Source organism: Streptomyces sp. NPDC042336 (genome assembly GCF_055581985.1).
Map to the genome: position 1 here is coordinate 294175 of NZ_JBVJEA010000002.1, position 23437 is coordinate 317611.

Annotated in this window: 26 protein-coding genes; 9 read left to right on the forward strand and 17 right to left on the reverse strand. The window is 72.8% G+C overall.

Annotation, left to right across the window (positions count from 1 at the left end):
- Positions 1-73: 73 nt before the first annotated feature.
- A complete protein-coding gene (locus ACZ6IM_RS06330; RefSeq protein ID WP_052837131.1) occupies positions 74-358 on the forward strand; it encodes a DUF6332 family protein in 285 nt (94 codons plus the stop codon).
- On the opposite strand, the gene ACZ6IM_RS06335 is transcribed toward ACZ6IM_RS06330, so the two are convergent.
- From ACZ6IM_RS06335 to ACZ6IM_RS06350, 4 genes are all read right to left on the reverse strand, one after another.
- Positions 319-984 carry a response regulator transcription factor gene (locus ACZ6IM_RS06335; protein ID WP_469554547.1) on the reverse strand — a complete coding sequence of 222 codons (666 nt, stop codon included), beginning with the start codon at positions 982-984 and terminating at the stop codon, positions 319-321. The two genes, ACZ6IM_RS06330 and ACZ6IM_RS06335, sit on opposite strands and share 40 nt — an antisense overlap.
- Positions 985-1015: 31 nt before the next feature.
- Positions 1016-2245: a sensor histidine kinase gene (locus ACZ6IM_RS06340; RefSeq protein ID WP_469554548.1), complete on the reverse strand. Its 1230-nt coding sequence runs from the start codon at positions 2243-2245 to the stop codon at positions 1016-1018.
- Between the two features lie 109 nt (positions 2246-2354).
- Positions 2355-2486 (reverse strand): hypothetical protein, encoded by a 132-nt coding sequence (locus tag ACZ6IM_RS06345; protein WP_469554550.1) that lies wholly within the window; start codon positions 2484-2486, stop codon positions 2355-2357.
- Between the two features lie 234 nt (positions 2487-2720).
- Positions 2721-3995 (reverse strand): geranylgeranyl reductase family protein, encoded by a 1275-nt coding sequence (locus ACZ6IM_RS06350; protein WP_052837128.1) that lies wholly within the window; start codon positions 3993-3995, stop codon positions 2721-2723.
- 144 nt (positions 3996-4139) lie between these two features.
- On the opposite strand from ACZ6IM_RS06350, the gene ACZ6IM_RS06355 reads away from it, so the two are divergent.
- On the forward strand, positions 4140-5495 hold the full coding sequence (locus ACZ6IM_RS06355) for a dipeptidase (protein ID WP_052837127.1): 1356 nt from the start codon (positions 4140-4142) through the stop codon (positions 5493-5495).
- Positions 5496-5572: 77 nt separating this feature from the next.
- On the forward strand, positions 5573-6277 hold the full coding sequence (locus ACZ6IM_RS06360) for an MBL fold metallo-hydrolase (protein ID WP_052837126.1): 705 nt from the start codon (positions 5573-5575) through the stop codon (positions 6275-6277).
- 2 nt (positions 6278-6279) lie between these two features.
- Here ACZ6IM_RS06360 and ACZ6IM_RS06365 read toward each other — a convergent pair whose 3' ends face one another.
- The 3 genes from ACZ6IM_RS06365 to ACZ6IM_RS06375 all read right to left on the reverse strand — a co-directional run bounded on the left by ACZ6IM_RS06365 (position 6280) and on the right by ACZ6IM_RS06375 (position 8780).
- Positions 6280-7311 (reverse strand): NUDIX hydrolase, encoded by a 1032-nt coding sequence (locus ACZ6IM_RS06365; RefSeq protein ID WP_052837125.1) that lies wholly within the window; start codon positions 7309-7311, stop codon positions 6280-6282.
- Positions 7312-7479: 168 nt separating this feature from the next.
- A complete protein-coding gene (locus tag ACZ6IM_RS06370) occupies positions 7480-7674 on the reverse strand; it encodes a hypothetical protein (RefSeq protein WP_052837124.1) in 195 nt (64 codons plus the stop codon).
- 152 nt (positions 7675-7826) lie between these two features.
- Entirely contained in the window at positions 7827-8780 is a 954-nt protein-coding gene (locus ACZ6IM_RS06375) for an ROK family protein (protein ID WP_052837123.1), read from the reverse strand.
- A gap of 216 nt (positions 8781-8996) precedes the next feature.
- Between ACZ6IM_RS06375 and ACZ6IM_RS06380 the strand changes: the two genes are divergently transcribed.
- A complete protein-coding gene (locus ACZ6IM_RS06380; RefSeq protein WP_052837122.1) occupies positions 8997-10073 on the forward strand; it encodes a LacI family DNA-binding transcriptional regulator in 1077 nt (358 codons plus the stop codon).
- A gap of 123 nt (positions 10074-10196) precedes the next feature.
- On the forward strand, positions 10197-11060 hold the full coding sequence (locus ACZ6IM_RS06385; RefSeq protein ID WP_052837121.1) for a hypothetical protein: 864 nt from the start codon (positions 10197-10199) through the stop codon (positions 11058-11060).
- Here ACZ6IM_RS06385 and ACZ6IM_RS06390 read toward each other — a convergent pair.
- From ACZ6IM_RS06390 to ACZ6IM_RS06410, 5 genes are all read right to left on the reverse strand, one after another.
- Positions 11041-12339: a DUF6986 family protein gene (locus ACZ6IM_RS06390; RefSeq protein WP_052837120.1), complete on the reverse strand. Its 1299-nt coding sequence runs from the start codon at positions 12337-12339 to the stop codon at positions 11041-11043. The genes ACZ6IM_RS06385 and ACZ6IM_RS06390 overlap by 20 nt on opposite strands.
- Positions 12340-12505: 166 nt before the next feature.
- Positions 12506-13468, reverse strand: a complete 963-nt coding sequence (locus tag ACZ6IM_RS06395; protein WP_052837119.1) for an electron transfer flavoprotein subunit alpha/FixB family protein — start codon at positions 13466-13468, stop codon at positions 12506-12508.
- Positions 13469-13526: 58 nt separating this feature from the next.
- Positions 13527-14315: an electron transfer flavoprotein subunit beta/FixA family protein gene (locus ACZ6IM_RS06400; protein WP_052837118.1), complete on the reverse strand. Its 789-nt coding sequence runs from the start codon at positions 14313-14315 to the stop codon at positions 13527-13529.
- Between the two features lie 220 nt (positions 14316-14535).
- On the reverse strand, positions 14536-15045 hold the full coding sequence (locus tag ACZ6IM_RS06405; protein ID WP_052837117.1) for a flavin reductase family protein: 510 nt from the start codon (positions 15043-15045) through the stop codon (positions 14536-14538).
- A 145-nt stretch (positions 15046-15190) separates the two neighbouring features.
- Positions 15191-15568 carry a TlpA family protein disulfide reductase gene (locus ACZ6IM_RS06410; protein ID WP_469554555.1) on the reverse strand — a complete coding sequence of 126 codons (378 nt, stop codon included), beginning with the start codon at positions 15566-15568 and terminating at the stop codon, positions 15191-15193.
- Positions 15569-15831: 263 nt separating this feature from the next.
- On the opposite strand from ACZ6IM_RS06410, the gene ACZ6IM_RS06415 reads away from it, so the two are divergent.
- A complete protein-coding gene (locus ACZ6IM_RS06415; RefSeq protein WP_052837115.1) occupies positions 15832-16560 on the forward strand; it encodes a lysophospholipid acyltransferase family protein in 729 nt (242 codons plus the stop codon).
- Between the two features lie 10 nt (positions 16561-16570).
- On the opposite strand, the gene ACZ6IM_RS06420 is transcribed toward ACZ6IM_RS06415, so the two are convergent.
- The 4 genes from ACZ6IM_RS06420 to ACZ6IM_RS06435 all read right to left on the reverse strand — a co-directional run bounded on the left by ACZ6IM_RS06420 (position 16571) and on the right by ACZ6IM_RS06435 (position 20516).
- Entirely contained in the window at positions 16571-17143 is a 573-nt protein-coding gene (locus ACZ6IM_RS06420; protein ID WP_052837114.1) for a transglutaminase domain-containing protein, read from the reverse strand.
- 87 nt (positions 17144-17230) lie between these two features.
- Positions 17231-18301, reverse strand: a complete 1071-nt coding sequence (locus tag ACZ6IM_RS06425) for a threonine aldolase family protein (protein ID WP_052837113.1) — start codon at positions 18299-18301, stop codon at positions 17231-17233.
- Positions 18298-19044: an SDR family NAD(P)-dependent oxidoreductase gene (locus ACZ6IM_RS06430; RefSeq protein ID WP_052837112.1), complete on the reverse strand. Its 747-nt coding sequence runs from the start codon at positions 19042-19044 to the stop codon at positions 18298-18300. The genes ACZ6IM_RS06425 and ACZ6IM_RS06430 overlap by 4 nt, the downstream gene beginning before the upstream one ends.
- Before the next feature lie 68 nt (positions 19045-19112).
- Positions 19113-20516 (reverse strand): DUF6421 family protein, encoded by a 1404-nt coding sequence (locus ACZ6IM_RS06435; RefSeq protein ID WP_052837111.1) that lies wholly within the window; start codon positions 20514-20516, stop codon positions 19113-19115.
- 226 nt (positions 20517-20742) lie between these two features.
- Between ACZ6IM_RS06435 and ACZ6IM_RS06440 the strand changes: the two genes are divergently transcribed.
- Entirely contained in the window at positions 20743-21426 is a 684-nt protein-coding gene (locus ACZ6IM_RS06440; RefSeq protein WP_052837110.1) for a glycerophosphodiester phosphodiesterase family protein, read from the forward strand.
- Between the two features lie 30 nt (positions 21427-21456).
- Here ACZ6IM_RS06440 and ACZ6IM_RS06445 read toward each other — a convergent pair whose 3' ends face one another.
- Positions 21457-21996 (reverse strand): GNAT family N-acetyltransferase, encoded by a 540-nt coding sequence (locus ACZ6IM_RS06445; protein WP_052837109.1) that lies wholly within the window; start codon positions 21994-21996, stop codon positions 21457-21459.
- Between the two features lie 84 nt (positions 21997-22080).
- Between ACZ6IM_RS06445 and ACZ6IM_RS06450 the strand changes: the two genes are divergently transcribed.
- Together ACZ6IM_RS06450 and ACZ6IM_RS06455 are read left to right on the forward strand one after the other, a co-directional pair.
- Entirely contained in the window at positions 22081-22473 is a 393-nt protein-coding gene (locus tag ACZ6IM_RS06450; protein ID WP_052837108.1) for a VOC family protein, read from the forward strand.
- Between the two features lie 117 nt (positions 22474-22590).
- Positions 22591-23355 carry a VOC family protein gene (locus tag ACZ6IM_RS06455; protein ID WP_052837107.1) on the forward strand — a complete coding sequence of 255 codons (765 nt, stop codon included), beginning with the start codon at positions 22591-22593 and terminating at the stop codon, positions 23353-23355.
- Positions 23356-23437 lie beyond the last annotated feature (82 nt).

Sequence of the window (23437 nt, forward strand, 5' to 3'; positions counted from 1 at the left end):
CGCACCGTAGCAGAGCCCCCGCACGACCGGCACGGCGCTGCCGAAACGCCGCCGCCCTGGGAGACTTGCAGCCATGGATGCCTACGGCGGACGGCGCACGCAGGGCGAGCGGGACGCGATCACGGTCGAGATCGGATACGCGCTGTGCAGCGCGGCGTTCGCGGCGGCCGTGCTGTTCGGGGCGGTGGCGGGGCCCGCGTATCTCTTCGCCCTGACGGGCGGGGTGCGCGCCGGGCTCGTCGGGACGGGTGTGGCGCTGGCCGTGGTGGTGTTCTTCGTCCGGGTGGTGAGCGTGCTGGTCCGGTTCTCGCGCGGTGGTCAGCCGAGCCAGCCCGGCCGCACCAGTCCCGACTCGTAGGCCAGGACGACCAGTTGCGCCCGGTCGCGGGCGCCCAGCTTCACCATGGTGCGGCTGACGTGGGTCTTGGCGGTCAGCGGGCTGACGACCAGCCGGCGGGCGATCTCCTCGTTGGACAGTCCGATGCCGACCAAAGCCATCACCTCGCACTCCCGCTCGGTCAGCCTGGCCATCTCGGCGGCCGCCGCGGGCTCCTTGGAACGGGCCGCGAACTCGGCGATCAGCCGGCGCGTCACCCCCGGCGACAGCAGCGCGTCGCCGTCCACCACCGCCCGCACGGCGCGCAGCAGTTCCTCGGGTTCGGTGTCCTTGACCAGGAAGCCGGAGGCCCCGGAGCGGATCGCCTCGAAGACGTACTCGTCGAGTTCGAAGGTGGTGAGCATGACCACCTTCACGTCGTGCAGTCCCGGGTCGCCGGTGATCCGGCGGGTGGCGGCGAGGCCGTCGAGCAGGGGCATGCGGATGTCCATGAGGACGACGTCGGGGCGCAGTTCGCGGATCGAGCGCACCGCCTCCTCGCCGTCGGCGGCCTCGGCGACCACCTCGATGTCCGGCTGCGCGTCCAGCAGCGCCCGGAAACCGGCCCGTACCAGCGACTGGTCGTCGGCGAGCAGTACACGGATCACCGGTCGTCCTCCTTCGACTGCGTCGTACGGGTCACGTGGCCGCCCTCTTCACGTCGACCGGCAGGGCCGCCAGCACCCGGAAACCACCGTCCGGACGCGGGCCCGCCTCGATGGTGCCACCCAGCGCCGCCGCGCGCTCCCGCATCCCGGCCAGCCCGTTGCCGCTGCCGCCCGCCTCGGCGCCCGTCGCGGGACCGTCGTCGTCCACGCGCAGCAGCAGCGTGCCCCCGTCCCGGTCGAGGCGGACCCGCGCGTGCCGGGAGCCCGAGTGACGTACGACGTTGGTGAGCGCCTCCTGCACGATGCGGAACGCGGCCAGGTCGGTACCGGGCGACAGGCGCGGCGGCTTCCCCACCACCTCGACGGTGAGGCCCGCGCTCGCCGCCTGCTCGACCAGTTCGGGGAGCCGGTCGAGGCCGGGGGCCGGAGCGCGCGGCGCGTCCCCGGGCGTGCGCAGGGTGTCGAGCACCTGCCGCACCTCGCCGAGCGCCTCCTTGCTCTGGTCCTTGATGGTGCTGAGCGCGGTGCGGGCCTGTTCCGGGTCGGTGTCCAGGAGGGCCAGTCCGACGCCGGCCTGCACGTTGATGACGGAGATGCTGTGCGCGAGTACGTCGTGCAGTTCGCGGGCGATCCTCAGCCGCTCCTCGTCCGCGCGCCGCCGCGCCGCCTGGGCCCGCTCGGCCCGCTCCCGCGCCCACTGCTCGCGGCGGGCCCTGGCCAGCTCCGACAGGGCCGCGACGGCCACGACCCAGGTGGCGATCACGAGTTCCTGCCCCCAGGACGCGGCCGAGTCCCCGGACGGCGGCAGCCACCGGTAGAGCCAGTGCGCCACCAGGGCGTGCCCGGCCCACAGCGTCCCCATCGCCGCCCACGCGGCCTTGCGGTGCCCGGCGACGACGGCACTGAAACAGGCGACCGCGACGGCCACGAACACCGGACCGTACGGGTATCCGGCGCCCAGGTAGACCAGGGTGGTGACCGCCGTGCCGAACACGACCGGCACCGGATGGCGCAGCCGCCACAGCAGGGCGGCCCCCGTCACGAACAGCAGTGTGCGGGCGAAGGGGTCCAGGGCGGCGCGCTCCCCCTCCTGGGCGTGTGCGGCGAAGTTCGAGCCGAACAGCACGAACGCCGTGATCAGCACGGTGGAGCGCCAGGGCCACCGGGGGCACTGCTCCTCGTCACCCCGCAGGTTCCACCACGGGGGTCCGTGCCGCCACCACTGCGGCGCCCGGCCCTCGCGCTCGCGCTGTCCGTCCATGTCCGCCACGCTAGACGCCGGGCACCGCGGGCGGCGTCACCCGCGCGTGGTGATCACAGGTACTCCCGGGGAAGTACGCCCCCCGCACGGCCGCGTGACCGCCGGGGCGTCAGGGGAACACCGGGCCGACCGAGTGGGCGAGCCGGTCCGCCGCGCGACGGGAGAACGTCCCCCGGTCCTCCACGACCCGGTCGAACTGCCCGAACGCCTCGAACCCGACCAGCGGCTCCGCGGGCAGCACCGGCCCGGCGGGCCCGTGCGCCGGTACGCCTCGCGCAGGATGCCGACGAGTACCTAGCCCGCCCCGGCGGCCGGGACGGCGTCCTCGGGCCACGGTGCCCCGCACCGGCGGCCCGTGGGTCAGCGCTTACGCGTAAGGGGTGGGCGGGACCGCGGACACGTACCGCCTCACCCCGGGCGGGCGCCGGGCTCGGACGAACCGCCGCAGCCGACGACGACAGCCGGACGCCGACGGTCAGGTGCCGGTCTCCTCCACCGCGGACGGCGCGGACGGTGCGGACGCGGACGGCTCGGCCGTCGCGGACCGCCGGTCCATCGCCCCCAGCGCCCGCTGCGCCAGCGGATGGCTGCGGACCAGCTCACCCAGCGAGGTCGAGCCCTGCGTGATGTCCTTGAACGCCTTCCAGGCCGGGCGGAAGCCGGTCAGGGCCGCGTGGAAGAGGCCCGGCCGGCGCTCGAACACCGTCAGCATCCGCTTGCCCACGCTCATCTCCACGCCCAGACCGGCCTTGATCGCGAACGCGTAGTTCAGGGCCTGCTTGCGCGCGTCCACGGCGTCGTGCGCCTCGGAGATGCGCACCGCCCACTCCCCCGCGAGCCGCCCGGAGCGCAGCGCGAAGGAAATCCCCTCGCGGGTCCACGGCTCCAGGAGCCCGGCCGCGTCCCCGCAGACCAGGACCCGGCCGCGCGACAGCGGCGAGTCGTCCGCGCGGCAGCGCGTCAGATGGCCGGAGGAGACGCTGGGCTCGAATCCGGCCAGTCCCAGCCGGGCGACGAAGTCCTCCAGGTACCGCTTGGTCGCCGCGCCCTCGCCGCGCGCCGAGATCACCCCGACCGTCAGCGTGTCGCCCTTGGGGAAGACCCAGCCGTAACTGCCGGGGATCGGGCCCCAGTCGATGAGCACCCGGCCCTTCCAGTCCTCGGCGACCGTCTCGGGCACCGGGATCTCCGCCTCCAGGCCGAGGTCGACCTGGTCGAGCTTCACCCCGACGTGCGCGCCTATCCGGCTGGCGCTGCCGTCCGCGCCGACGACGGCCCGGGCCAGTACCGTCTCGCCGCCCTGGAGGACGACGGCGACCGTGCGCCGGTCCGGCACCGCCGACCCGTGCTGCTCCACCCGGGTCACGGTCGCTCCGGTGCGCAGCTCGGCGCCCGCCTTCTGGGCGTGCTCGACGAGCTGCAGGTCGAACTCGGGCCGGTTGATCAGCCCGAACAGCATCTGCCGGGAGCGCCGGGTCCGGGTGAAGCGCCCGTTGTTCGAGAAGGTCACGGCGTGCACACGGTCCCGGAAGGGCAGTTCGAAGCCGGGTGGGAGGGTGTCGCGCGAGGGACCGATGATGCCGCCGCCACATGTCTTGTAGCGGGGCAGCTCCGCCTTCTCCAGCAACAGCACGCGCCGCCCCGCGACCGCCGCCGCGTAGGCGGCCGAGGCCCCCGCCGGTCCCGCGCCCACCACGACGACGTCCCAGACCTGACGCGTGTCGTCCGCCGAAGAGTTCTCGCTGCTCACGATGGTCTACTGCTCCGATCAAACCGCATGCCGCACCTGACCCCCGCATCCTACGGCGGGCATCGCCGCAGGCCACTGTGGGAGGATCGGCCCGTCATTCCAAGTACTCCTTGGTACAACGTCGCACCCACAAGGAGCGTGCCCATGTCGTCGAATCCGGTCGCCGAGACCGTCGCTTCGCTGATGCCCCGCGCGAGGGAGGAACTCGCCGCGCTGGTGGCCTTCAAATCGGTGGCCGACTTCGACCAGTTCCCCCGCAGCGAGAGCGTGGGTGCCGCCAACTGGATAGCGGCGGCCCTGCGCGCCGAGGGCTTCCAGGACGTGGACCTGCTGGACACGCCGGACGGCACCCAGTCGGTGTACGGGTACCTGCCGGGGCCCGCGGGCGCGAAGACGGTGCTGCTCTACGCCCACTACGACGTGCAGCCGCCGCTGGACGAGGCCGGCTGGGACACCCCGCCGTTCGAGCTGACCGAGCGCGACGGCCGCTGGTACGGGCGGGGCGCCGCGGACTGCAAGGGCGGCGTGCTGATGCACCTGCTGGCGTTGCGCGCGCTGAAGGCGCACGGCGGCGTGCCCGTGCACGTCAAGGTGATCGCCGAGGGTTCCGAGGAGCAGGGCACGGGCGGCCTGGAGCGGTACGCGGAGGCGCACCCGGAGCTGCTGGCCGCCGACACCGTCGTCATCGGCGACGCGGGCAACTTCCGCGTCGGTCTGCCGACGGTCACCTCCACGCTGCGCGGCATGACGATGCTGCGCGTGAAGGTCGACACGCTCGAAGGCAACCTGCACTCGGGCCAGTTCGGCGGTGCGGCGCCCGACGCGCTGGCCGCCCTGATCCGGGTACTGGACTCGCTGCGGGCCGAGGACGGCTCGACGACCGTGGACGGTCTGGCGGCGGACAGCTCGTGGAACGGCCTGGCCTACGACGAGGAGCAGTTCCGCCGGGACGCGCGGGTGCTGGACGGCGTGGAGCTGATCGGTTCCGGCTCGGTCGCCGACCGGATCTGGGCGCGGCCGGCCATCACGGTGCTCGGCATCGACTGCCCGCCGGTCATCGGCGCCACCCCCTCGGTGCAGGCGAGCGCGCGGGCGCTGGTGAGCCTGAGGGTGCCGCCGGGCGTGGACGCCGCCGAGGCCACCAAGCTGCTCCGGGCCCACCTGGAGACCCGTACCCCGTGGGGCGCGCGGGTGGCCGTCGAGCAGATCGGCCAGGGCCAGCCGTTCCGCGCCGACACCACGAGCCCGGCGTACCAGGCCATGGCGGACGCGATGGCGGTGGCGTACCCGGGTGAGGAGATGCAGTACGCCGGTCAGGGCGGCTCCATCCCGCTGTGCAACACCCTGGCGGCCCTCTACCCGGAGGCGGAGATCCTGCTGATCGGCCTGAGCGAGCCGGAGGCCCAGATCCACGCCGTGAACGAGAGCGTGTCCCCCGAGGAACTGGAGCGGCTGTCGGTGGCGGAGGCCCACTTCCTGCGCAACTACGCGGCGAGCTGATCCCGGCGCCCGGTTCCGGGTTCTGCCGTCGGCAGAGGGGTCTCGCCACCCGGCGGGGCCCTGCCTACGGTCGTCGTATGGACGTCGTCGAACTCCTCCCGCGCCTGAGTCTGCTGCGTTTCCCGGTCGGACAGGCCTATCTCTGGCGTGACGGCGACGAGGTGACGCTCATCGACGCCGGACCGGCCGGGTACGGTGCGCGCATCGCCGAGGCCGCGCGGGCCGCCGGCCGCGTACGGCGTGTCGTGCTCACCCACTTCCACGAGGACCACGCGGGCGGGGCGCAGGAGGTCGCCGCGCTCACCGGGGCCGAGGTGGTGGCGCACACCGTCGAGGCGCCCGTCGTGCGCGGCGAGGTGCCCGGTCCGCCGCCCGTGCTCGAGGACTGGGAGCGTCCGCTGCACGAGGGCGCCGTGCGCCGGCTCCCGCGAGGCGGCTTCGCCCGGCCGGCCCGGGTGACCGAGGTGGAGGACGGTGACGTCCTGGACTTCGGGGGCGGCGCCCGGGTCGTGCACGCGCCGGGCCACACGGACGGGAGCATCGCGCTGCACCTGCCGGCCCACGGTGTGCTGTTCACGGGGGACGCGGTCGCCGCGTCGCCGGTCGACGGCGGGGTGCTCCTCGGCGTGTTCAACCTCGACCGGGACCGGGCCGTCGCCTCCTTCGGGCGGCTGGCGGCCCTCGACCCGGAGGTGGCCTGTTTCGGTCACGGGGATCCGGTGACCGCGCGGGCCGGGGATGTGCTGCGCGCGTCGGCGCGGACGTACGGGGCGGCGGACTGACGTCAGCCGACCGGCGTGCCGGCCTCCAGGTAGTGGGCGGCGCCGCGCTCCCGGGCCCGCAGCGCCCAGCGCAGCCGCTCGTAGCGTACCGGGGGCAGCAGGTCGGCGGCCTCGTCCTCGGTGGCGAAGCGCCAGTCGCGCAGCTCGGGTCCCGGCAGCAGCACGCGGCCCGCGTCCGCGGTGTCGAGCCGGCCGCCGTCGAAGAGCAGCCGCAGGCCGCCGTAGGCGGGGGGTGCCGGTGGTTCCCAGTCGACGACCAGCAGGGCCGGTACGTCGTCGAGGCTGAGCCCGGTCTCCTCGGTGACCTCGCGCATGCCGGCGCGGGCCGGAGCCTCGCCGGGTTCGACGACGCCGCCGGGGAACTCCCAGCCGGGCTTGTAGGTGGGGTCGACGAGCAGGACCCGGTCCCGCTCGTCGAAGAGCAGGACGCCTGCGGCGACGGTCTCGCCGGTGGGTTCCGGTGTCTGCACGATCTCGCAGGCCGGCACGGCGCCCGTGCCGACGGCCTCGGCGACCCGGACGGCGGCCTCGTACGGGGTGAGGGCGCCGGTGTCGACGGGGTGGGCGTCGGCGGTGAGCCAGGAGGCGAGGGCGGCGCGGTAGGGCTCGATGTGGTCGCAGGACCACTGCCGTACCCGCGTCTCGCCGTCCGGTGTCCCGCGGCTCGCTATTCGCTCGCGCAGGATCGTTTCGGCCGGGGCCAGCAGGACGTGCCGGACCTCGATCCGGCGGGCGGCGAGGCCGCCGAAGATCTCGTCCCGGTACTCCTGGCGCAGCAGGGTCATCGGGACCACGAGCGTCCCGCCGAGGTCGGCGAGCAGCGCGGCCGCCGTGTCGATCACCAGCCGGCGCCAGATCGGCAGGTCCTGGAAGTCGCCCACCTCGGCCAGGCGTTTGGGCGGCAGCAGGTGCGCGAGCGCCCCGCCGATGACCTCGGGGTCGAAGAGCGTGCTGTTCGGGATCAGTTCGATCAGTTCCCGTGCGGTGGTGGTCTTCCCCGCACCGAACGCGCCGTTGATCCAGACGACGGTCACAGGTCCCCCTCTTCTGTTGGCCCCCTGTGGCTTGCCCGCTTCACCCTGCCACGGAAACCAGCCCAGTTGAGCGCGGAGGAAAGGGCATATGACAGCGGCGCCGACACCCCCTCGGGGGCACCGGCGCCGCGTGGTCCGCACCGGGCGCGGCGGCCCGGCCGGAGGGGGTCAGCCCAGCTGTCCCAGGGCGTCGTCGTCGAGGGTCAGGCTCTCGGTGGCGACGGTGCCCTCCAGGGTGCTGACGGTGTCGTCCACGCCGAGACCGAGCGGGAGGTCGCCCGGGGCGGCGTGGGACGGGCTGACGGCCGCGACGACGAAGCCGGTGGCCAGGGACGCGAGGGCGAGCATGCTGCGCTTCTTCATGCCCCGTTCAACTACGCCGCCGCGCGCGGGTCACGGGCTGCACCGGCGGAGCCTCCCAGGACACCGGCTCCCACCGGCTCCCGGACACCGGGACCGTGCGCGTCGCCCCCACCCGCCGTACTCGGAGACGCACGCCGCCGCACCACCCGGACTCAGACGTGAGCGGCCGTCGCAGCCGTCGTCCGTGACAGCGCCGCCGCGGCCGCGCCGACCAGCCCGGCGTCCGTCCCCATCTGGGCGGGGACGACCACCAGCCGCTGGACGAAGGACAGCGTCGCGTAGTAGGTGAGCGCCTTGCGCAGGGGGGCGAAGAGGACCTCCCCCGCCTTGCCCACTCCCCCGCCGACCACGGCGATGTCGATCTCGACGAGGGTCGCGGTGGCGGCGATACCGGCGGCCAGCGCCTGCGCGGCCCGCTCGAAGGAGGCGACGGCGACGGGGTCGCCGAGGCGGGCGGCGGCGGCGACCGCGGCGGCGGAGGTGTCGCCGTCCGGGCCGGGGCTCCAGCCGGCGTCGAGGGCGCGGCGGGCGATGTTGGGGCCGCTCGCTATGCGCTCCACGCAACCGCGCGCGCCGCACGGGCAGGGGTCGCCGTCCAGGTCGACGCTGATGTGCCCGATGTGGCCGGCGTTGCCGGTCGGTCCGGGATGCAGCCGGCCGCCCAGCACCAGGCCGCCGCCGACGCCGGTCGAGACCACCATGCACAGCGCGTTGTCGTGGCCGCGGGCGGCGCCCTGCCAGTGTTCGGCGGCCGTGATGGCCACCCCGTCCCCGATCAGCTCCACGGGCAGACCGCCGACGGCGTCCCGGACCCGGCGCACCAGCGGGTAGTCGCGCCAGCCGGGCACGTTCACCGGACTGACCGTGCCGGCCGAGGCGTCCACCGGACCGGCGCTGCCGATGCCGACGGCCGTGGCCCGCCCCCACAGGGGCGACGCGGTCAGTTCCGCGAGCACGGCCTCGACGGCCCCCATCACGGTGTCACCGTCCTCCCGGGCGGGTGTCGCACGCTGTGCGCGCGCCTGGATGCGGCCGTGGCCGTCCACCAGTGCGCCGGCGATCTTGGTGCCGCCGATGTCCAGCGCTGCCACGAGGTCGGTGTGCATCAGAGTCGGATCTCCCCGTCGGACCGAAAGCGAAAAAATGTCGTACCCAAGAGCGCGCAGCGACCGGTCCCGCGGTGGGGACGAGAACCGGCAGAGTGCGATGGACAGTGTCTCCCGCATCTGACAACGTTGTCCAGGCTCTATGCTCGACGCCACATCCTCATACAAGCCCATCACCGACACATCCCCCCGGACAGCAGGAGCCGACGCAATCCCGTGGACGACAGGACAGGACACCGCATCGTGCCCGACACGACCCGCCGCGCAGACCGCCTCCCCGGGAACCGTTACGGCAATCGCCCGACCATGAAGGACGTCGCCGCCCGGGCCGGGGTCGGCCTCAAGACCGTCTCCCGGGTGGTCAACGGGGAGCCCGGCGTCACCCCGGAGACCGAGCGCCGCGTCCAGGAGGCCATCGACGCGCTGGGCTTCCGCCGCAACGACAGCGCACGGGTGCTCCGCAAGGGCCGCACCGCGAGCATCGGCCTGGTCCTGGAGGATCTGGCCGACCCGTTCTACGGGCCGCTCAGCCGTGCCGTGGAGGAGGTGGCCCGCGCACACGGCGCCCTCCTGATCAACGGGTCCAGCGCGGAGGACCCGGACCGCGAGCAGGAGCTGGTGCTCGCCCTGTGCGCGCGGCGCGTGGACGGTCTCGTGGTGATCCCCGCCGGGGACGACCACCGGTATCTGGAGCCCGAGCTGAAGGCGGGCGTCGCCACGGTGTTCGTGGACCGTCCGGCGGGTCAGATCGACGCGGACGTGGTGGTGTCCGACAACTTCGGCGGCGCCCGCGACGGGGTGGCCCACCTCATCGCGCACGGGCACCGCAGGATCGGTTTCATCGGCGACATGCCCCGCATCCACACCGCCGCCGAGCGGCTGCGCGGCTACCGGGCCGCCATGGAGGACGCCGGCATACCGGTCAAGGACTCCTGGATGTCCCTGGGCGTCACCGACCCCGTGCGGGTGCGCCGGGCGGCCGAGGAGATGCTCGCCGACCCGCATCCGGTGACCGCGATCTTCACCGGCAACAACCGGGTGACGGTCACCGTGATCCGGGTCCTCGCCGAGCACACCCGGGGCGTCGCCCTGGTCGGCTTCGACGACATCGAGCTGGCCGACCTGCTCCAGCCGGGCGTCACCGTGGTCGCACAGGACGCGGCCGCCCTCGGCCGCACCGCCGCCGAGCGGCTCTTCCGGCAGCTGGACGGCACCCTCCTCGCCCCCGACCGCATCGAACTGCCGACCAGGCTGGTCACCCGGGGCTCGGGCGAGCTGCCGCCGTCGGACTGACCGGCCCGCGCCGGACGACCGTACGGGCCCGGCGCCGGTCCGGCGTCCGAGTGGGCCCGCCGCCATGCGGGCGGCCGGACACACCGTCCCGCCGTCCGCACCACCGCCGGGAGGGAACACACCGTGTCGCGACCACCGACCGAGGGCGGGGAATCCGCGCGGCCGCCCGGCCGGGACCGCACCCTGGACGCCCTCGGGCTGGCCGGGGTGCCGCGCGAGGAGCCGCTGCTGTACCCGGGCGCGTGGCCCCGGGAGTCCGGGCTGCTGGACGGGGACCGGCTGCTGCCGCTGGACGGGGCGGTGTACGGGGAGGAGGACGGCCGGGTCCCGGTGCTGGCGATCGGGTCCAACGCGAGCCCCGGGCAGCTTCGGCACAAGATGGCCGAGTTCGGGATCGCCTCGCCGGTCCCGATGGTCAGGTCGCGGGTGACCGGACTGGACATCGGGGTCTCCGCCCACGTGAGCCGCATGGGCTACGTGTCCGCCTCACCGGTGGGCGCCCCCGGAGTCGTGCGGGAGCTGTTCGTCCTGTGGCTCGACGCCGAGCAGCTAGCGGTGATCGACGCCAGCGAGGGCGTGCCGATGGCGGGCGGCAACTTCGACCGCGTCTGGCTGCCCGCGCCCGACGTACGCGTCGAGCCCGGGGACGGCTCGGTGCTGCGCGGGGCGTACGCGTACGTCAACCGCCACGGCGTCCTGCACGACGGCACCGGCGCGCCGCGGCGCCATCCGGGGGCGCAACGGCCCCTGATCACCGAGCTGCTGCACGGGTCGGCGCGGCTGCGTGAGCTGTTCGGCGGGACGCCCGAGGAGTTCTGCGCGCGGGCGCGGGCGGACCGGCGGCTGTGCGACCGGGGGACGCGGCTGTTCGCCGAGGAGAAGCGGGTGACGGCGTCCGGCCTGGAGCGGTACGCGGGCTCCGGGCCGGACGATCCCTTCGCGGGGAGCCGGACGCGGTCGACGGGGCCTACCGCGCCGATGCCGTGAGGTCGCCGCGCCGCGGACCGGAGAAGCCCTCCAGGTCGGCGCGGGTCAGGCCGGTCAGCCGGGCGACCTCACCGATGTCGAGGGCGCCGCAGTCCAGGCCGCGCAGCAGGTAGCCGCTGAGCGCCTTGGCGGTGGCGGGCTCGTCCATGACGTCGCCGCCGGTGCGGTTGGCGTAGCGGGACAGGCGGGCGGCGGCCTGCTCGAAGCCCTCGCGGTAGAAGGCGAAGACGGCCGCGTACCGGGTGGGGAGGTGGCCGGGGTGCATGTCCCAGCCCTGGTAGTAGGCGCGGGCCAGGGCGCGGCGGGTGAGGCCGTAGTGCAGTCGCCAGGCGTCGTGCACCTGCGCGGTGGGGCCGACCGGCAGGACGTTGGTCGAGCCGTCCGAGACGCGTACGCCGGTGCCGGCGGCGGCGACCTGCATGACCGCCTTGGCGTGGTCGGCGGCCGGGTGGTCGCTGGCCTGGTGGGCGGCGGAGACGCCGAGGCAGGCGCTGTAGTCGAAGGTGCCGTAGTGCAGGCCGGTGGCGCGCCCCTCGGCGGCCTGGATCATGCGGGCCACGGTGGCGGTGCCGTCGGCGGCGAGGATGGACTGGCTGGTCTCGATCTGGATCTCGAAGCCGATCCGGCCCGGGGCGAGGCCGCGCGCCTTCTCGAAGGCCTCCAGGAGCCGCACCATGGCGGTGACCTGCTCGGGGTAGGTCACCTTGGGCAGGGTGAGGACCAGCCCGTCGGGGAGGCCGCCGGCCTCCATCAGACCGCTGAGGAAGACGTCGAGGGTGCGGATGCCGCGGGCGCGCACCGGCGCCTCCATGCACTTCATGCGGATGCCCATGCAGGGAGCGGCCGTGCCCTGCTCGTACGCTTCGGCGATCAGCCGGGCGGCGCGGGCGGCCGCCTCGTCCTCCTCGCTGTCCGAGCGGTTGCCGTAGCCGTCCTCGAAGTCGACGCGCAGGTCCTCGATCGGTTCGCGCTCCAGTTTGGCGCGCACGCGGGTGTACACGGGTTCGGCGAGGTCGTCGCCGAGGCCGAGGACGGCGGCGAAGGAGGCGGCGTCCGGGGCGTGTTCGTCGAGCGCGGCGAGGGCCTTGTCGCCCCAGGAGCGGATGGTGTCGGCGGCGAAGACGTCACCGGGGACGTAGACCGTGTGGACGGGCTGGCGGGTGCCCGGGTCTCCGGGGTAGCGGCGCTCCAGCTCCGCGTCGACCGGTGCGAGGGAGGCACTGATCTCCTCGCCGACGGCGCCCGCGAGGCTCGTTGCCACCTTCTCCTGCTGACCCATCCGACACCCTCCTGATGTTCATTTTTCCGCTGAACGGAATCACTTATCCGTAGAGCGAAGTTATCTGCCGGTCTCTCGCCGGTCAACACCATCCTGCGCGTACGCCGAGGCCCCCGCGACGTCCGTGGACGTCACCGGGGGCCTCGGCGTGCGGTGCGGCGGGCGGTCAGCCCTTGCGGGTCTTGACTTCCTCGGTGAGCTGCGGGACGACGTCGAAGAGGTCGCCGACGACGCCGTAGTCGACCAGCTCGAAGATCGGGGCCTCGGCGTCCTTGTTGATCGCCACGATCGTCTTCGAGGTCTGCATGCCGGCGCGGTGCTGGATCGCGCCCGAGATGCCCGAGGCGATGTACAGCTGCGGGGAGACGGACTTGCCGGTCTGGCCGACCTGGTTGGTGTGCGGGTACCAGCCGGCGTCCACCGCGGCGCGCGAGGCACCGACGGCCGCGCCGAGGGAGTCGGCGAGCGCCTCGATGATCGCGAAGTTCTCCGCGCCGTTGACCCCGCGGCCGCCGGAGACGACGATCGCGGCCTCGGTCAGCTCCGGGCGGCCGGTCGACTCGCGCGGCGTGCGCGAGGTGACCTTGGTGCCGGTCGCGGCGGCGGAGAAGGTGACCGACAGGGCCTCGACGGCGCCGGCGGCCGGGGCGGCCTCCACGGCGGCCGAGTTCGGCTTGACCGTGATGACCGCAGTGCCCTTGGACACGCGGGACTTGGTGGTGAAGGCGGCGGCGAACACCGACTGCGTGGCCACCGGACCCTCGTCGCCGGCCTCCAGGTCGACGGCGTCGGTGATGACGCCGGAGCCCAGACGCAGCGCCAGACGGGCGGCGATCTCCTTGCCCTCGGTGGAGGACGGGACCAGCACGGCGGCCGGGGAAACGGCCTCGACGGCGGCCTGGAGGGCGTCGACCTTCGGCACGACCAGGTAGTCGGCGTACTCGGCGGCCTCGTGGGTCAGCACCTTCACCGCGCCGTGCTCGGCGAGGGTGGCGGCGGTGTCACCGGCGCCGCCTCCCAGCGCGACGGCGACCGGCTCGCCGACGCGGCGGGCCAGCGTCAGCAGCTCCAGGGTGGGCTTGCGGACGGCACCGTCCACGTGGTCGACGTAGACGAGAACTTCAGCCATGGGACTTCTTCTCTCCTGCTTGCGAGATGTGAGGGGCGGTCTGCGGAACCGGCAGGGCTCAGATGAACTTCTGGCCCGCGAGGAACTCGGCGAGCTGCTTGCCGCCCTCGCCCTCGTCCTTGACGATCGTGCCCGCGGTGCGCGCCGGACGCTCGGCGGCCGACTCGACGACCGTGTAGGCGTTCTCCAGACCGACCTCGTCCTCGTCGATGTCGAGGTCGGACAGGTCCCAGGACTCCACCGGCTTCTTCTTGGCCGCCATGATGCCCTTGAAGGACGGGTAACGCGCCTCGCCCGACTGGTCGGTGACCGACACGACCGCCGGCAGCGACGCCTCCAGCTGCTCCGTGGCCGTGTCGCCGTCACGGCGGCCCTTCACGACGCCGCCCTCGACCGAGACCTCGGACAGCAGCGTCACCTGCGGCACGCCCAGGCGCTCCGCGAGCAGCGCCGGAACGACGCCCATGGTGCCGTCGGTGGAGGCCATGCCGGAGACGACCAGGTCGTAGCCGGCCTTCTCGACGGCCTTGGCCAGGACCAGGGAGGTGCCGATGGCGTCGGTGCCGTGCAGGTCGTCGTCCTCGACGTGGATCGCCTTGTCCGCACCCATGGACAGCGCCTTGCGCAGGGCGTCCTTGGCGTCCTCGGGGCCCACCGTCAGGACGGTGACCTCGACGTCGTCATCGGAATTCTCGGAGATCTGCAGCGCCTGTTCGACCGCGTACTCGTCCAGTTCGGAGAGCAGACCGTCCACGTCGTCCCGGTCGACGGTCAGGTCATCGGCGAAGTGCCGGTCGCCAGTGGCGTCGGGCACGTACTTCACAGTGACAACGATCCTCAAGCTCACGCCGGCTCTCCTACTGCGTCGACATTTCAGTGCTGCCTCTTGCAGGCAGCATAGGCGCCCCAAGCGGCCGATCCCGGTCGGGGCGACCTGCGCTCCGCCCGGAATATTACTCGTCAGTACACCCAGTTCCTGCCCGCTAAGCAAGCGCTTTGAACTGTGACCTTCGCAACGCAGCGTAACCGGAACCCGACGCCTTCGCAGAAGCCGTCCCGCCGACCGTTCAGTCGCGCAGACCCCGGTAACGCCCCTGGTGGTACAGCAGCGGCGCGCCGACTCCGGCGGTGTCGCCGAGGAGGACTTCCGCCAGCACGATCCGATGGTCTCCCGCGGGCACCCGGCCGACCACCCGGCACACGAGCCAGGCGAGCACGCCGTCCAGCACGGGCACTCCCTCGGGCCCCTCGCGCCAGACGGTGGGTGCCGCGAAGCGGTCGGCGCCGCTGCGGGCGAAGGTGGCCGCCAGCTCCTCCTGGTGCTCGCCGAGCACATGGACGCCGACATGCTCCGCCTCGGACACCGCGGGCCAGCTCGACGAGCCGGTACCGATGCCGAAGGAGAGCAGCGGCGGGTTGGCGGAGACGGAGGTGAGGGACGTGGCCGTGAAACCGACCGGACCGCGGGGGCCCAGCGCGGTGATCACGGCGACGCCCGCCGCGTGCCGCCGGAAGACGGACCGCAGCAGGTCGTCGGTGGCCGTCCGGGGTGCGGCGAGGTCGGGTGTGACCGTCATACGGGGTGGTCCTTCTGCGTTGCGCCTCGGTCCGGGAAACGCCGAGCGGGGCATATGGGCAGGCTGACGACGGGTGGCACACACAGTCAATTACGTCCCGGATGCGGAGGCTGTGGAGAGGACCTCACCCATGGCGTGGCGCTTGTCACACCGCCTCACCCAGCGCGGCGATCACGTCCGCCCTGCGCGGCTGCCCGACGGCACGCCGCACGACGCGCCCGTCGGCGTCCAGGACCAGCACGGTGGGGGTCTTGAGCACGTCGAGGGCGCGGACAAGTTCCAGATGGCCCTCCGCGTCGATCTCGACGTGGGCGACGCCGGGAACCAGGCCCGCCACCTCACCCAGCACCCGCCGGGTGGCCCGGCAGGGCGCGCAGAAGGCGCTGGAGAACTGCACGAGCGTCGCGCGGGCGCCGAGTTCCGCACCGAGGTCGGCCGCGTCGAGCCGCGGGGCGGCCGCTGCCCGCCTGTCGTCGTCCTGCCCGCGCACCGGCGCTCTCCCGTTCCGCCGCCGTCGCGGCACTCGTCGGCGCGCGTACCCCGCACGCCACCGGTTCGGTACTCCGAAGGTGCAGCGTTCACGGAGCCGCGGAGATTCCCGCCCAGCGTCGCATTTCGGCCACGCGAGGGCGGGCAAGTGATGAGGATCTCGCCGCACCCGGGCACCAAGGCTGGTACACCGGCCGTTCTTGGGGCACGATCTGCGACAAGCCCGTAAACCTACGGGTGCGTAACTTTCGACTGGGAGCCCCTTCCCAGGCTGAGAAGGAAGGGTTCGACCCGCCCATGGCAGAACTCGTCTACCGCCCGGTGATCGGTCTCGCCCGCACCCTGTTCAAGGCGTGGGACCTCAAGATCGACTGCCAGGGATCGGAGAACATCCCGCGCTCGGGCGGCGCCGTGCTGGTGAGCAACCACATCAGCTATCTGGACTTCATCTTCGACGGCCTGGCCGCGCTGCCGCAGAAGCGGCTGGTGCGCTTCATGGCGAAGGAGTCGGTCTTCCGGCACCGGATCTCCGGTCCGCTGATGCGCGGGATGAAGCACATCCCGGTCGACCGCAAGCAGGGCGAGGCGGCCTACGCGCACGCCTTGGACTCGCTGAAGTCGGGCGAGATCGTCGGGGTGTTCCCGGAGGCGACGATCTCCGAGTCGTTCACCCTGAAGAGCTTCAAGTCGGGAGCCGCCCGGCTCGCGCAGGAGGCGGGCGTCCCCCTCGTCCCCGTGGCCCTGTGGGGCACCCAGCGCCTGTGGACCAAGGGCCACCCGCGCAACTTCAAGCGCAGCCACACCCCCATCACCATCCGGGTCGGCGAGGCGATGGAGGCTTCGCGCGAGCAGTACGCGGGCGCCATCACCCGGCGGCTGCGCGAGCGGGTGCAGGAGCTGCTGGAGGCCGCGCAGCGCGCCTACCCGGTACGCCCCAAGGGGGCCGACGACACCTGGTGGATGCCGGCCCACCTCGGCGGCACCGCCCCGACGCCCGAGCAGCTGCGCACGGCCCAGGCGCACTGAGCCGGGCGCTTCAGAGCGCGGCCGGGAGCGTCCGCCACAGGTGCGGGCGGTCGGTGGCGGCCTTGAGGACGTCCAGCACCGCGGGGTGCGGCGCCGCGTACAGCTCCGGGTAGTCCGCCTCGCCCGCCGCGTGGTCCGGCGTGAAGGCCAGTCGCTCCCTCCCCAGGGAGAACTGCGCGTTCACGCCGGGCTTGTTCCCGCGCGGGTCCTGCCGGTGCCAGGCGCCGTCCAGGCGCACGGCGACCAGTCCGTGCACCACGTCGAACCGCTGGTAGCACAGCGCGGTGGGGATGTCCTCGGCCCGCAGCAGCGCGGCCAGCGCGTGCGCCTTGGCGTAGCAGATGCCGGTGCGGCGCTCCAGGACGTCGGAGGCCCGCCAGGTGACGCGCGGGTCCCCGGAGTCCTGTGAGTGCGGGATGGTGTCGCGCACGAACTCGAAGGCCAGTCGCGCATAGGCATACGAGTCCTCCGCCTCCTTCGCCAGCCGGTCGGCCACCTCCCATACGCGCGGATGATCGTGGTCGATGGCCTCGTCGGCAGCCAGGTAAGCGGACAGGTCAGGGTCTTGCTGGATCAGCTCCATGCCCGCAGAGCATAGGAAAGCGATCACCCATCAGTCAATGACTTTCCAGGTGACCGCATACCTATGCATATTCGGGAGGGTCTCGCGTCAGCGCGCCATCTCCTCCTTGAGGGCGGCCACGAACGCGTCGACGTCGTCCTCGGTGGTGTCGAAGGCGCACATCCAGCGCACGTCACCGGCGGCCTCGTCCCAGAAGTAGAAGCGGAACCGCTTCTGCAGGCGCTCGCTCACCTCGTGCGGCAGCCGGGCGAAGACCGCGTTGGCCTGCACCGGGTAGAGGATCTCGACACCGTGCACGGCGCGCACGCCCTCGGCCAGGCGCTGGGCCATCTCGTTGGAGTGCCGGGCGTTGCGCAGCCACAGGTCCTTGGCCAGCAGCGCCTCCAGCTGCACGGACACGAAGCGCATCTTCGAGGCCAGCTGCATGGACAGCTTGCGCAGGTGCTTCATGTGCCGCACCGCGTCCTGGTTCAGCACCACGACCGCCTCGCCGAACAGGGCGCCGTTCTTGGTACCGCCGAGGGAGAGCAGGTCGACGCCGACCGCGTTGGTGAACGTCCGCATGGGGACGTCAAGGGAGGCGGCCGCGTTGGCTATCCGGGAGCCGTCCAGGTGCACCTTCATGCCGTGCGCGTGGGCGTGCTCGCAGACGGCGCGGATCTCTTCGGGCGTGTAGAGGGTGCCCAGCTCGGTGCTCTGGGTGATCGAGACGACCTGCGGCATCGCCCGGTGCTCGTCGTCCCAGCCGTACGCCTGCCGGTCGATCAGGTCGGGGGTGAGCTTGCCGTCCGGGGTGGGGACGGTGAGCAGCTTCAGGCCGCCCATGCGCTCGGGGGCGCCGCCCTCGTCGACGTTGATGTGCGCGCTCTCGGCGCAGATCACCGCGCCCCAGCGGTCGGTGACCGCCTGGAGCGCGACGACGTTCGCGCCGGTGCCGTTGAAGACCGGGAACGCCTCGGCGCCGGAGCCGAAGTGGCTGCGGATCACGCGCTGGAGGTTGTCGGTGTAGTCGTCCTCGCCGTACGCCACCTGGTGCCCGCCGTTGGCCAGCGCCAGGGCGGCGAGCACCTCCGGGTGGGCGCCGGCGTAGTTGTCACTGGCGAAACCGCGGACCTCGGGGTCGTGATGGCGACGCGCGTCGGTCTTCGGGGGGTTCACGGCTTCTCGGTCAGCCACAGACGGTTTCCGTTCACTTCCGCGGCGGGCTTGCCCCAGACGCCTGCGACGGCCTCGGCGAGGTCACGCACGTCCGTGAAGCCCGCGAACTTCGCGTTGGGGCGCTCGGCGCGCATCGCGTCGTGCACCAACGCCTTGACCACCAGGATCGCAGCCGCCGACGTCGGCCCCTGCTCGCCCCCCGCCTTGCGGAAGTAGTCCGCCATGGCCAGCGTCCACGCCTCGGCGGCGGCCTTGGCGGCCGAGTACGCGGCGTTGCCCGCGGTCGGCTGCGACGCGCCGGCGGCGCTGACCAGGACGTAGCGGCCGCGGTCACTGCGCTGGAGCGCCTCGTGGAAGGCGAGGGAGGTGTGCTGCACGGTGCGCACGAGCAGCTTCTCCAGGAGGTCCCAGTCGCCGAGTTCGGTCTTGGTGAAGGTCTTGCTGCCGCGCCAGCCGCCGACGAGGTGGACGACGCCGTCGACGTGGCCGTACTCCTCCTCGGTGCGGTCGGCCCAGGCCCGGGTGGAGTCCAGGTCCAGGAGGTCGACGGTCTCACCGGTGACGGTGGCGCCGCCGTGCGCGTAGCGGGCCGCGTCCACCGCCTCGGCGAGCCGCTCCGGGTCGTTGTCCGCGCCGACGACGGTCGCGCCCGCCTCGGCGAGCCGCAGCAGCGCGGCCCGTCCGGCGGGTCCGCCCGCCCCGGCCACCGCGATCACCGCGCCGTCGAGCGCCCCGTTCACCATGGTCCTCGCCTCCCGAGCCTGCTGAGCCTGTGTCTTTTGCGCCTGGCCGTGCGAGGCGCCGCCGTCGCTCACGCGGCGGCCCGCTCGGCGCCGTCCGCGGTAGCGGTGATGCCCCGGGTGGAGGCGATCACCTTCTTGAGCTTCTTGGACAGGGCCTCGTAGAACATGCTCAGCGGAAACTCGTCCGGAAGCACGTCGTCGACGAGTTTGCGCGGCGGCAGGGTCAGGTCCAGGGCGTCGGGACCCTTGGCCCACTTCGAGCCCGGGTGCGGGGCGAGGTAGGTGGAGACCAGCTCGTAGCCGGCGAACCAGTGGACGATCTTCGGGCGGTCGATGCCGTCGCGGTAGAGCTTCTCGATCTCGGCGCACAGCTGGTTGGTGACCTGCGGGGCGCGCTGCCAGTCGATGAAGAGCTTGTTGTCCGTCCAGCGCACGACGTCGTGCTTGTGCAGGTAGGCGAAGAGGAGCTGGCCGCCGAGACCGTCGTAGTTGCGCACGCGCTCGCCGGTCACCGGGAAGCGGAACATGCGGTCGAAGAGCACCGCGTACTGCACGTCGCGTGCCTGCGGGACGCCGTCGGCCTCCAGCTTCACGGCCTCCCTGAAGGCGGTGAGGTCGCAGCGCAGCTCCTCCAGGCCGTACATCCAGAACGGCTGGCGCTGCTTGATCATGAACGGGTCGAAGGGCAGGTCGCCGTGGCTGTGGGTGCGGTCGTGGACCATGTCCCACAGGACGAACGCCTCCTCGCAGCGCTTCTGGTCGTGGACCATCGCGGCGACGTCCTCGGGCAGCTCCAGGCCCAGCAGGTCCACGGCGGCCTCGGTGACGCGGCGGAAGCGGGCGGCCTCGCGGTCGCAGAAGATGCCGCCCCAGGAGAAGCGCTCGGGGGCCTCGCGCACGGCGATGGTCTCCGGGAAGAGGACGGCCGAGTTGGTGTCGTAGCCGGCCGTGAAGTCCTCGAAGGTGATGCCGCAGAACAGCGGGTTGTCGTAGCGGGTGCGCTCCAGCTCGGCCAGCCAGTCGGGCCAGACCATGCGCAGCACGACCGCTTCGAGGTTGCGGTCCGGGTTGCCGTTCTGCGTGTACATCGGGAAGACGACCAGGTGCTGGAGGCCGTCCGCGCGGTTGGCGGCGGGCTGGAAGGCCAGCAGCGAGTCGAGGAAGTCGGGCACCTCGAAGCCGCCGTCGGCCCAGCGGCCGAGGTCCTTCACCAGCGCCTCGTGGTACTCCCGGTCGTGCGGCAGCAGCGGGGACAGCGCGCGCACGGCTTCGGTGACGCCGCGTACGGCGTCCTCGACGGCGGCCCGCTCCGGGGCGCCCTCGGCGTCGAAGTCGATCGACCCGTCCTTGGACTGCCATGGCCGGATCCGCTCCACGGCATCCTTGAGCACGGGCCACGCCGGGTGCTCCACCACCCTGCTCGCCGGAGGAACGTTTTCCTCCATGCCCACCTGCACAAGAATTTCCGTCATGTCCCATCCTCCACGGGAGAAGCTTGCGTCAAGACACCGTATGCATACGACGTTCCTCCAATCAAGGGAAGGCTCCGTAAATTATCCTGCCTCACCCCCGGCTACGCCGCATTTTTTCCTGTCGAACGCCGGGTTCGTATACCCGGCGCGGCACGGGGGAAACGGTCCGGCAGGGCCGTTAGGCTGCCGCCCTGCCACGCCGACGTCGACGGAAGCGAGTCGAGCCTTGAACTTCCTCACCATCGGTCACCGCGGAGCGATGGGTGTCGAACCCGAGAACACCCTGCGCTCCTTCGTCGCCGCCGAGCAGGCCGGCCTCGACGTCGTCGAACTGGACCTGCACCTGAGCAAGGACGGCGCGCTCGTCGTCATGCACGACGCCGACGTGGACCGCACCACCGACGGCACCGGTGCGATCGCCGACAAGACCCTGGAGGAACTGCGCGCCCTGGACGCCGGCCGCGGGGAGCGGATCCCCGTCTTCGAGGAGGTGCTGGACGCCGTCTCGGTGCCGTTGCAGGCCGAGATCAAGGACGCGGCGGCCGCGCGGGGCCTCGCCGAGGTGATGCTCCGCCGGGATCTGGTGGACCGGGTGGAGGTGATCTCGTTCCACGACGAGGCCATCGTCGAGATCGCCCGGCTGGTGCCGGGGGTGCGGACCGCCCTGGTCGCGCAGTACTACGGCCCCGAGGTGGTGGACCGCGCCGTGGAGGCGGGCGCCCGGACCCTGTGTCTGGACATCAACAGGGTCACTCTGGAGATCGTGACCAAGGCCCGCAAGGCGGGGCTGCGGGTGTTCTGCTGGACCGTGAACACCCAGGACCACCTGCGGCTGGTGCGCGCCCTGGGCCTGGACGGCGCGACGACCGACTATCCGGAGATCAAACGCACCGGCCGCTTCACCGCGTGAACGGCCCGAGCGGCCGGGTCCGGGCCCGCGTCACACCAGCGGCTTGACCAGCAGCTCGAACTGGAGGTCGTCGCGCTGCGGAATGCCGAAGCGCTCGTCGCCGTACGGGAAGGGGGTCATCTCTCCCGTACGGCGGTAGCCGCGGCGCTCGTACCAGGCGATGAGGTCCTCGCGCACGGAGATCACCGTCATGTGCATCTCCGTGGCGCCCCACGTCGCGCGGGCCTGCCGCTCGGCCTCCGTGATGATCGCCCTGCCCAGTCCCTCGCCCTGGAGCGCCGGGCTGACGGCGAACATCCCGAAGTAGGCGTGCGCCCCCTGGTGCTCGAGCTGGCAGCAGGCCACGATCCGGCCGTCCCGCTCGACCGCCAGCAGACGGCTGTCCGGCGCCCGGACGACCTCCAGCACGCCCTGGGGGTCGGTGCGCTGTCCCTGGAGGATGTCCGCCTCGGTGGTCCACCCGGCCCGGCTCGCGTCGCCCCGGTACGCGGACTCTATGAGCGCCACGAGCGCGTCCACGTCGGCGTCGGTGGCGTCACGGTAGGTCAGCGGTCGGGCGGCGGTGTCCATCGGGCGTCTCCGGTTCGGTCTCGGGCACGGCGCGGGCACCGATGAGCGTAACGCCGTCGGTGCCCGCGACTAGGCTCGGGCCGCATGGTGAACGTACTCGGCAGCCGGACCCTGCTCCGCCCCACCGATCCCGACCGCTCCCGCGCCTTCTACGGCGAGCAGCTCGGCCTCGCCGTCCACCGGGAGTTCGGCACCGGTCCGGAGCGGGGCACCGTCTACTTCCTCGGCGGCGGCTTCCTGGAGGTCTCCGGACGCTCCGACGCCCCCCTCACCCCCGGGCTCGCCCTGTGGCTCCAGGTCGAGGACGCGGCCGCGGCCCACGAGGAACTGCGCGCCAAGGGGGTCGAGATCGTGCGGCCGCCGGTCAAGGAGCCCTGGGGACTGGTGGAGATGTGGATCGCGGACCCGGACGGCACCCGGATCGTGCTGGTGGAGGTGCCCGCGGAGCATCCGCTGCGCTACCGGCCCGGGATCTGAGCCACCGCCCGGGCACCGCGACCGGGGCGCGTACGTGCCGGATGGCCGCGGCCCCGGCCCGGCCTTAGCGTGCTGGAGGGGGACGGAGACTCCGCGGACCCGGCGGAAGGACGCACGATGAAGCTCCACGAACCGGTGACCGGCGGGCCCTGCTGGGCGGAGCTGGGGACCACCGACCTGGAAGCGGCCAAGCGGTTCTACACCAAGCTGTTCGGCTGGCATCCGGAGCCGGACCCGCGCCGGCAGGCCGGCGGCTACACGATCGCCCGGATCGCCGAAGCCGCGGTCGCCGCCCTGGCGCCGCTGTACCAGCAGGGGCAGCCGGTCGCGTGGAACGTGTCCTTCGCCGTGCGCGACGCGGACGCGGCCGTACGGCAGGTGACGGCGGCCGGCGGAGCGGTCCTCCAGGGGGCCGCCGACGTCTTCGACTCGGGTCGGTTCGCGGTGGCCGCGGATCCGGCCGGCGCGGTGTTCCAGTTGTGGCAGGGGCGCTCGTTCCCCGGTGCCGGGCTGTTCAACGCGCCCGGTTCGCTGGGCTGGGTGGAGCTGCTGACCCGGGAGCCCGACCGGGCCGCCGACTTCTACACGACGGTGTTCGGCTGGAGCGTCGGCGCCTCGGAGCGCTATCCGCAGTGGGGGATCGACGGGGCGGACTTCGGCGGCATGGTGACCATGGACGACAAGTTCCCGCACGAGGTGCCGGCGCACTGGCTGCCGTACTTCGCGGTGGCGGACGTGAACGCCGCCGCGGTCGACACGACCGACGGCGGCGGCACCGTGCTCATGGAGCCGACCTCCGTGCCCGACGGGCCGCGCATCGCGGTACTGCGGGACCCGCAGGGCGCGATGTTCGGCGTGTACCGGGCGGGCGACGAGCGCTGATCCGCCCGAGGCGCGGGCAACGAGCGCTGATCGGCCCGACGCGCGGGAGGGCGCCGCGGGCAGGCACACGAGCCGGGGAGGA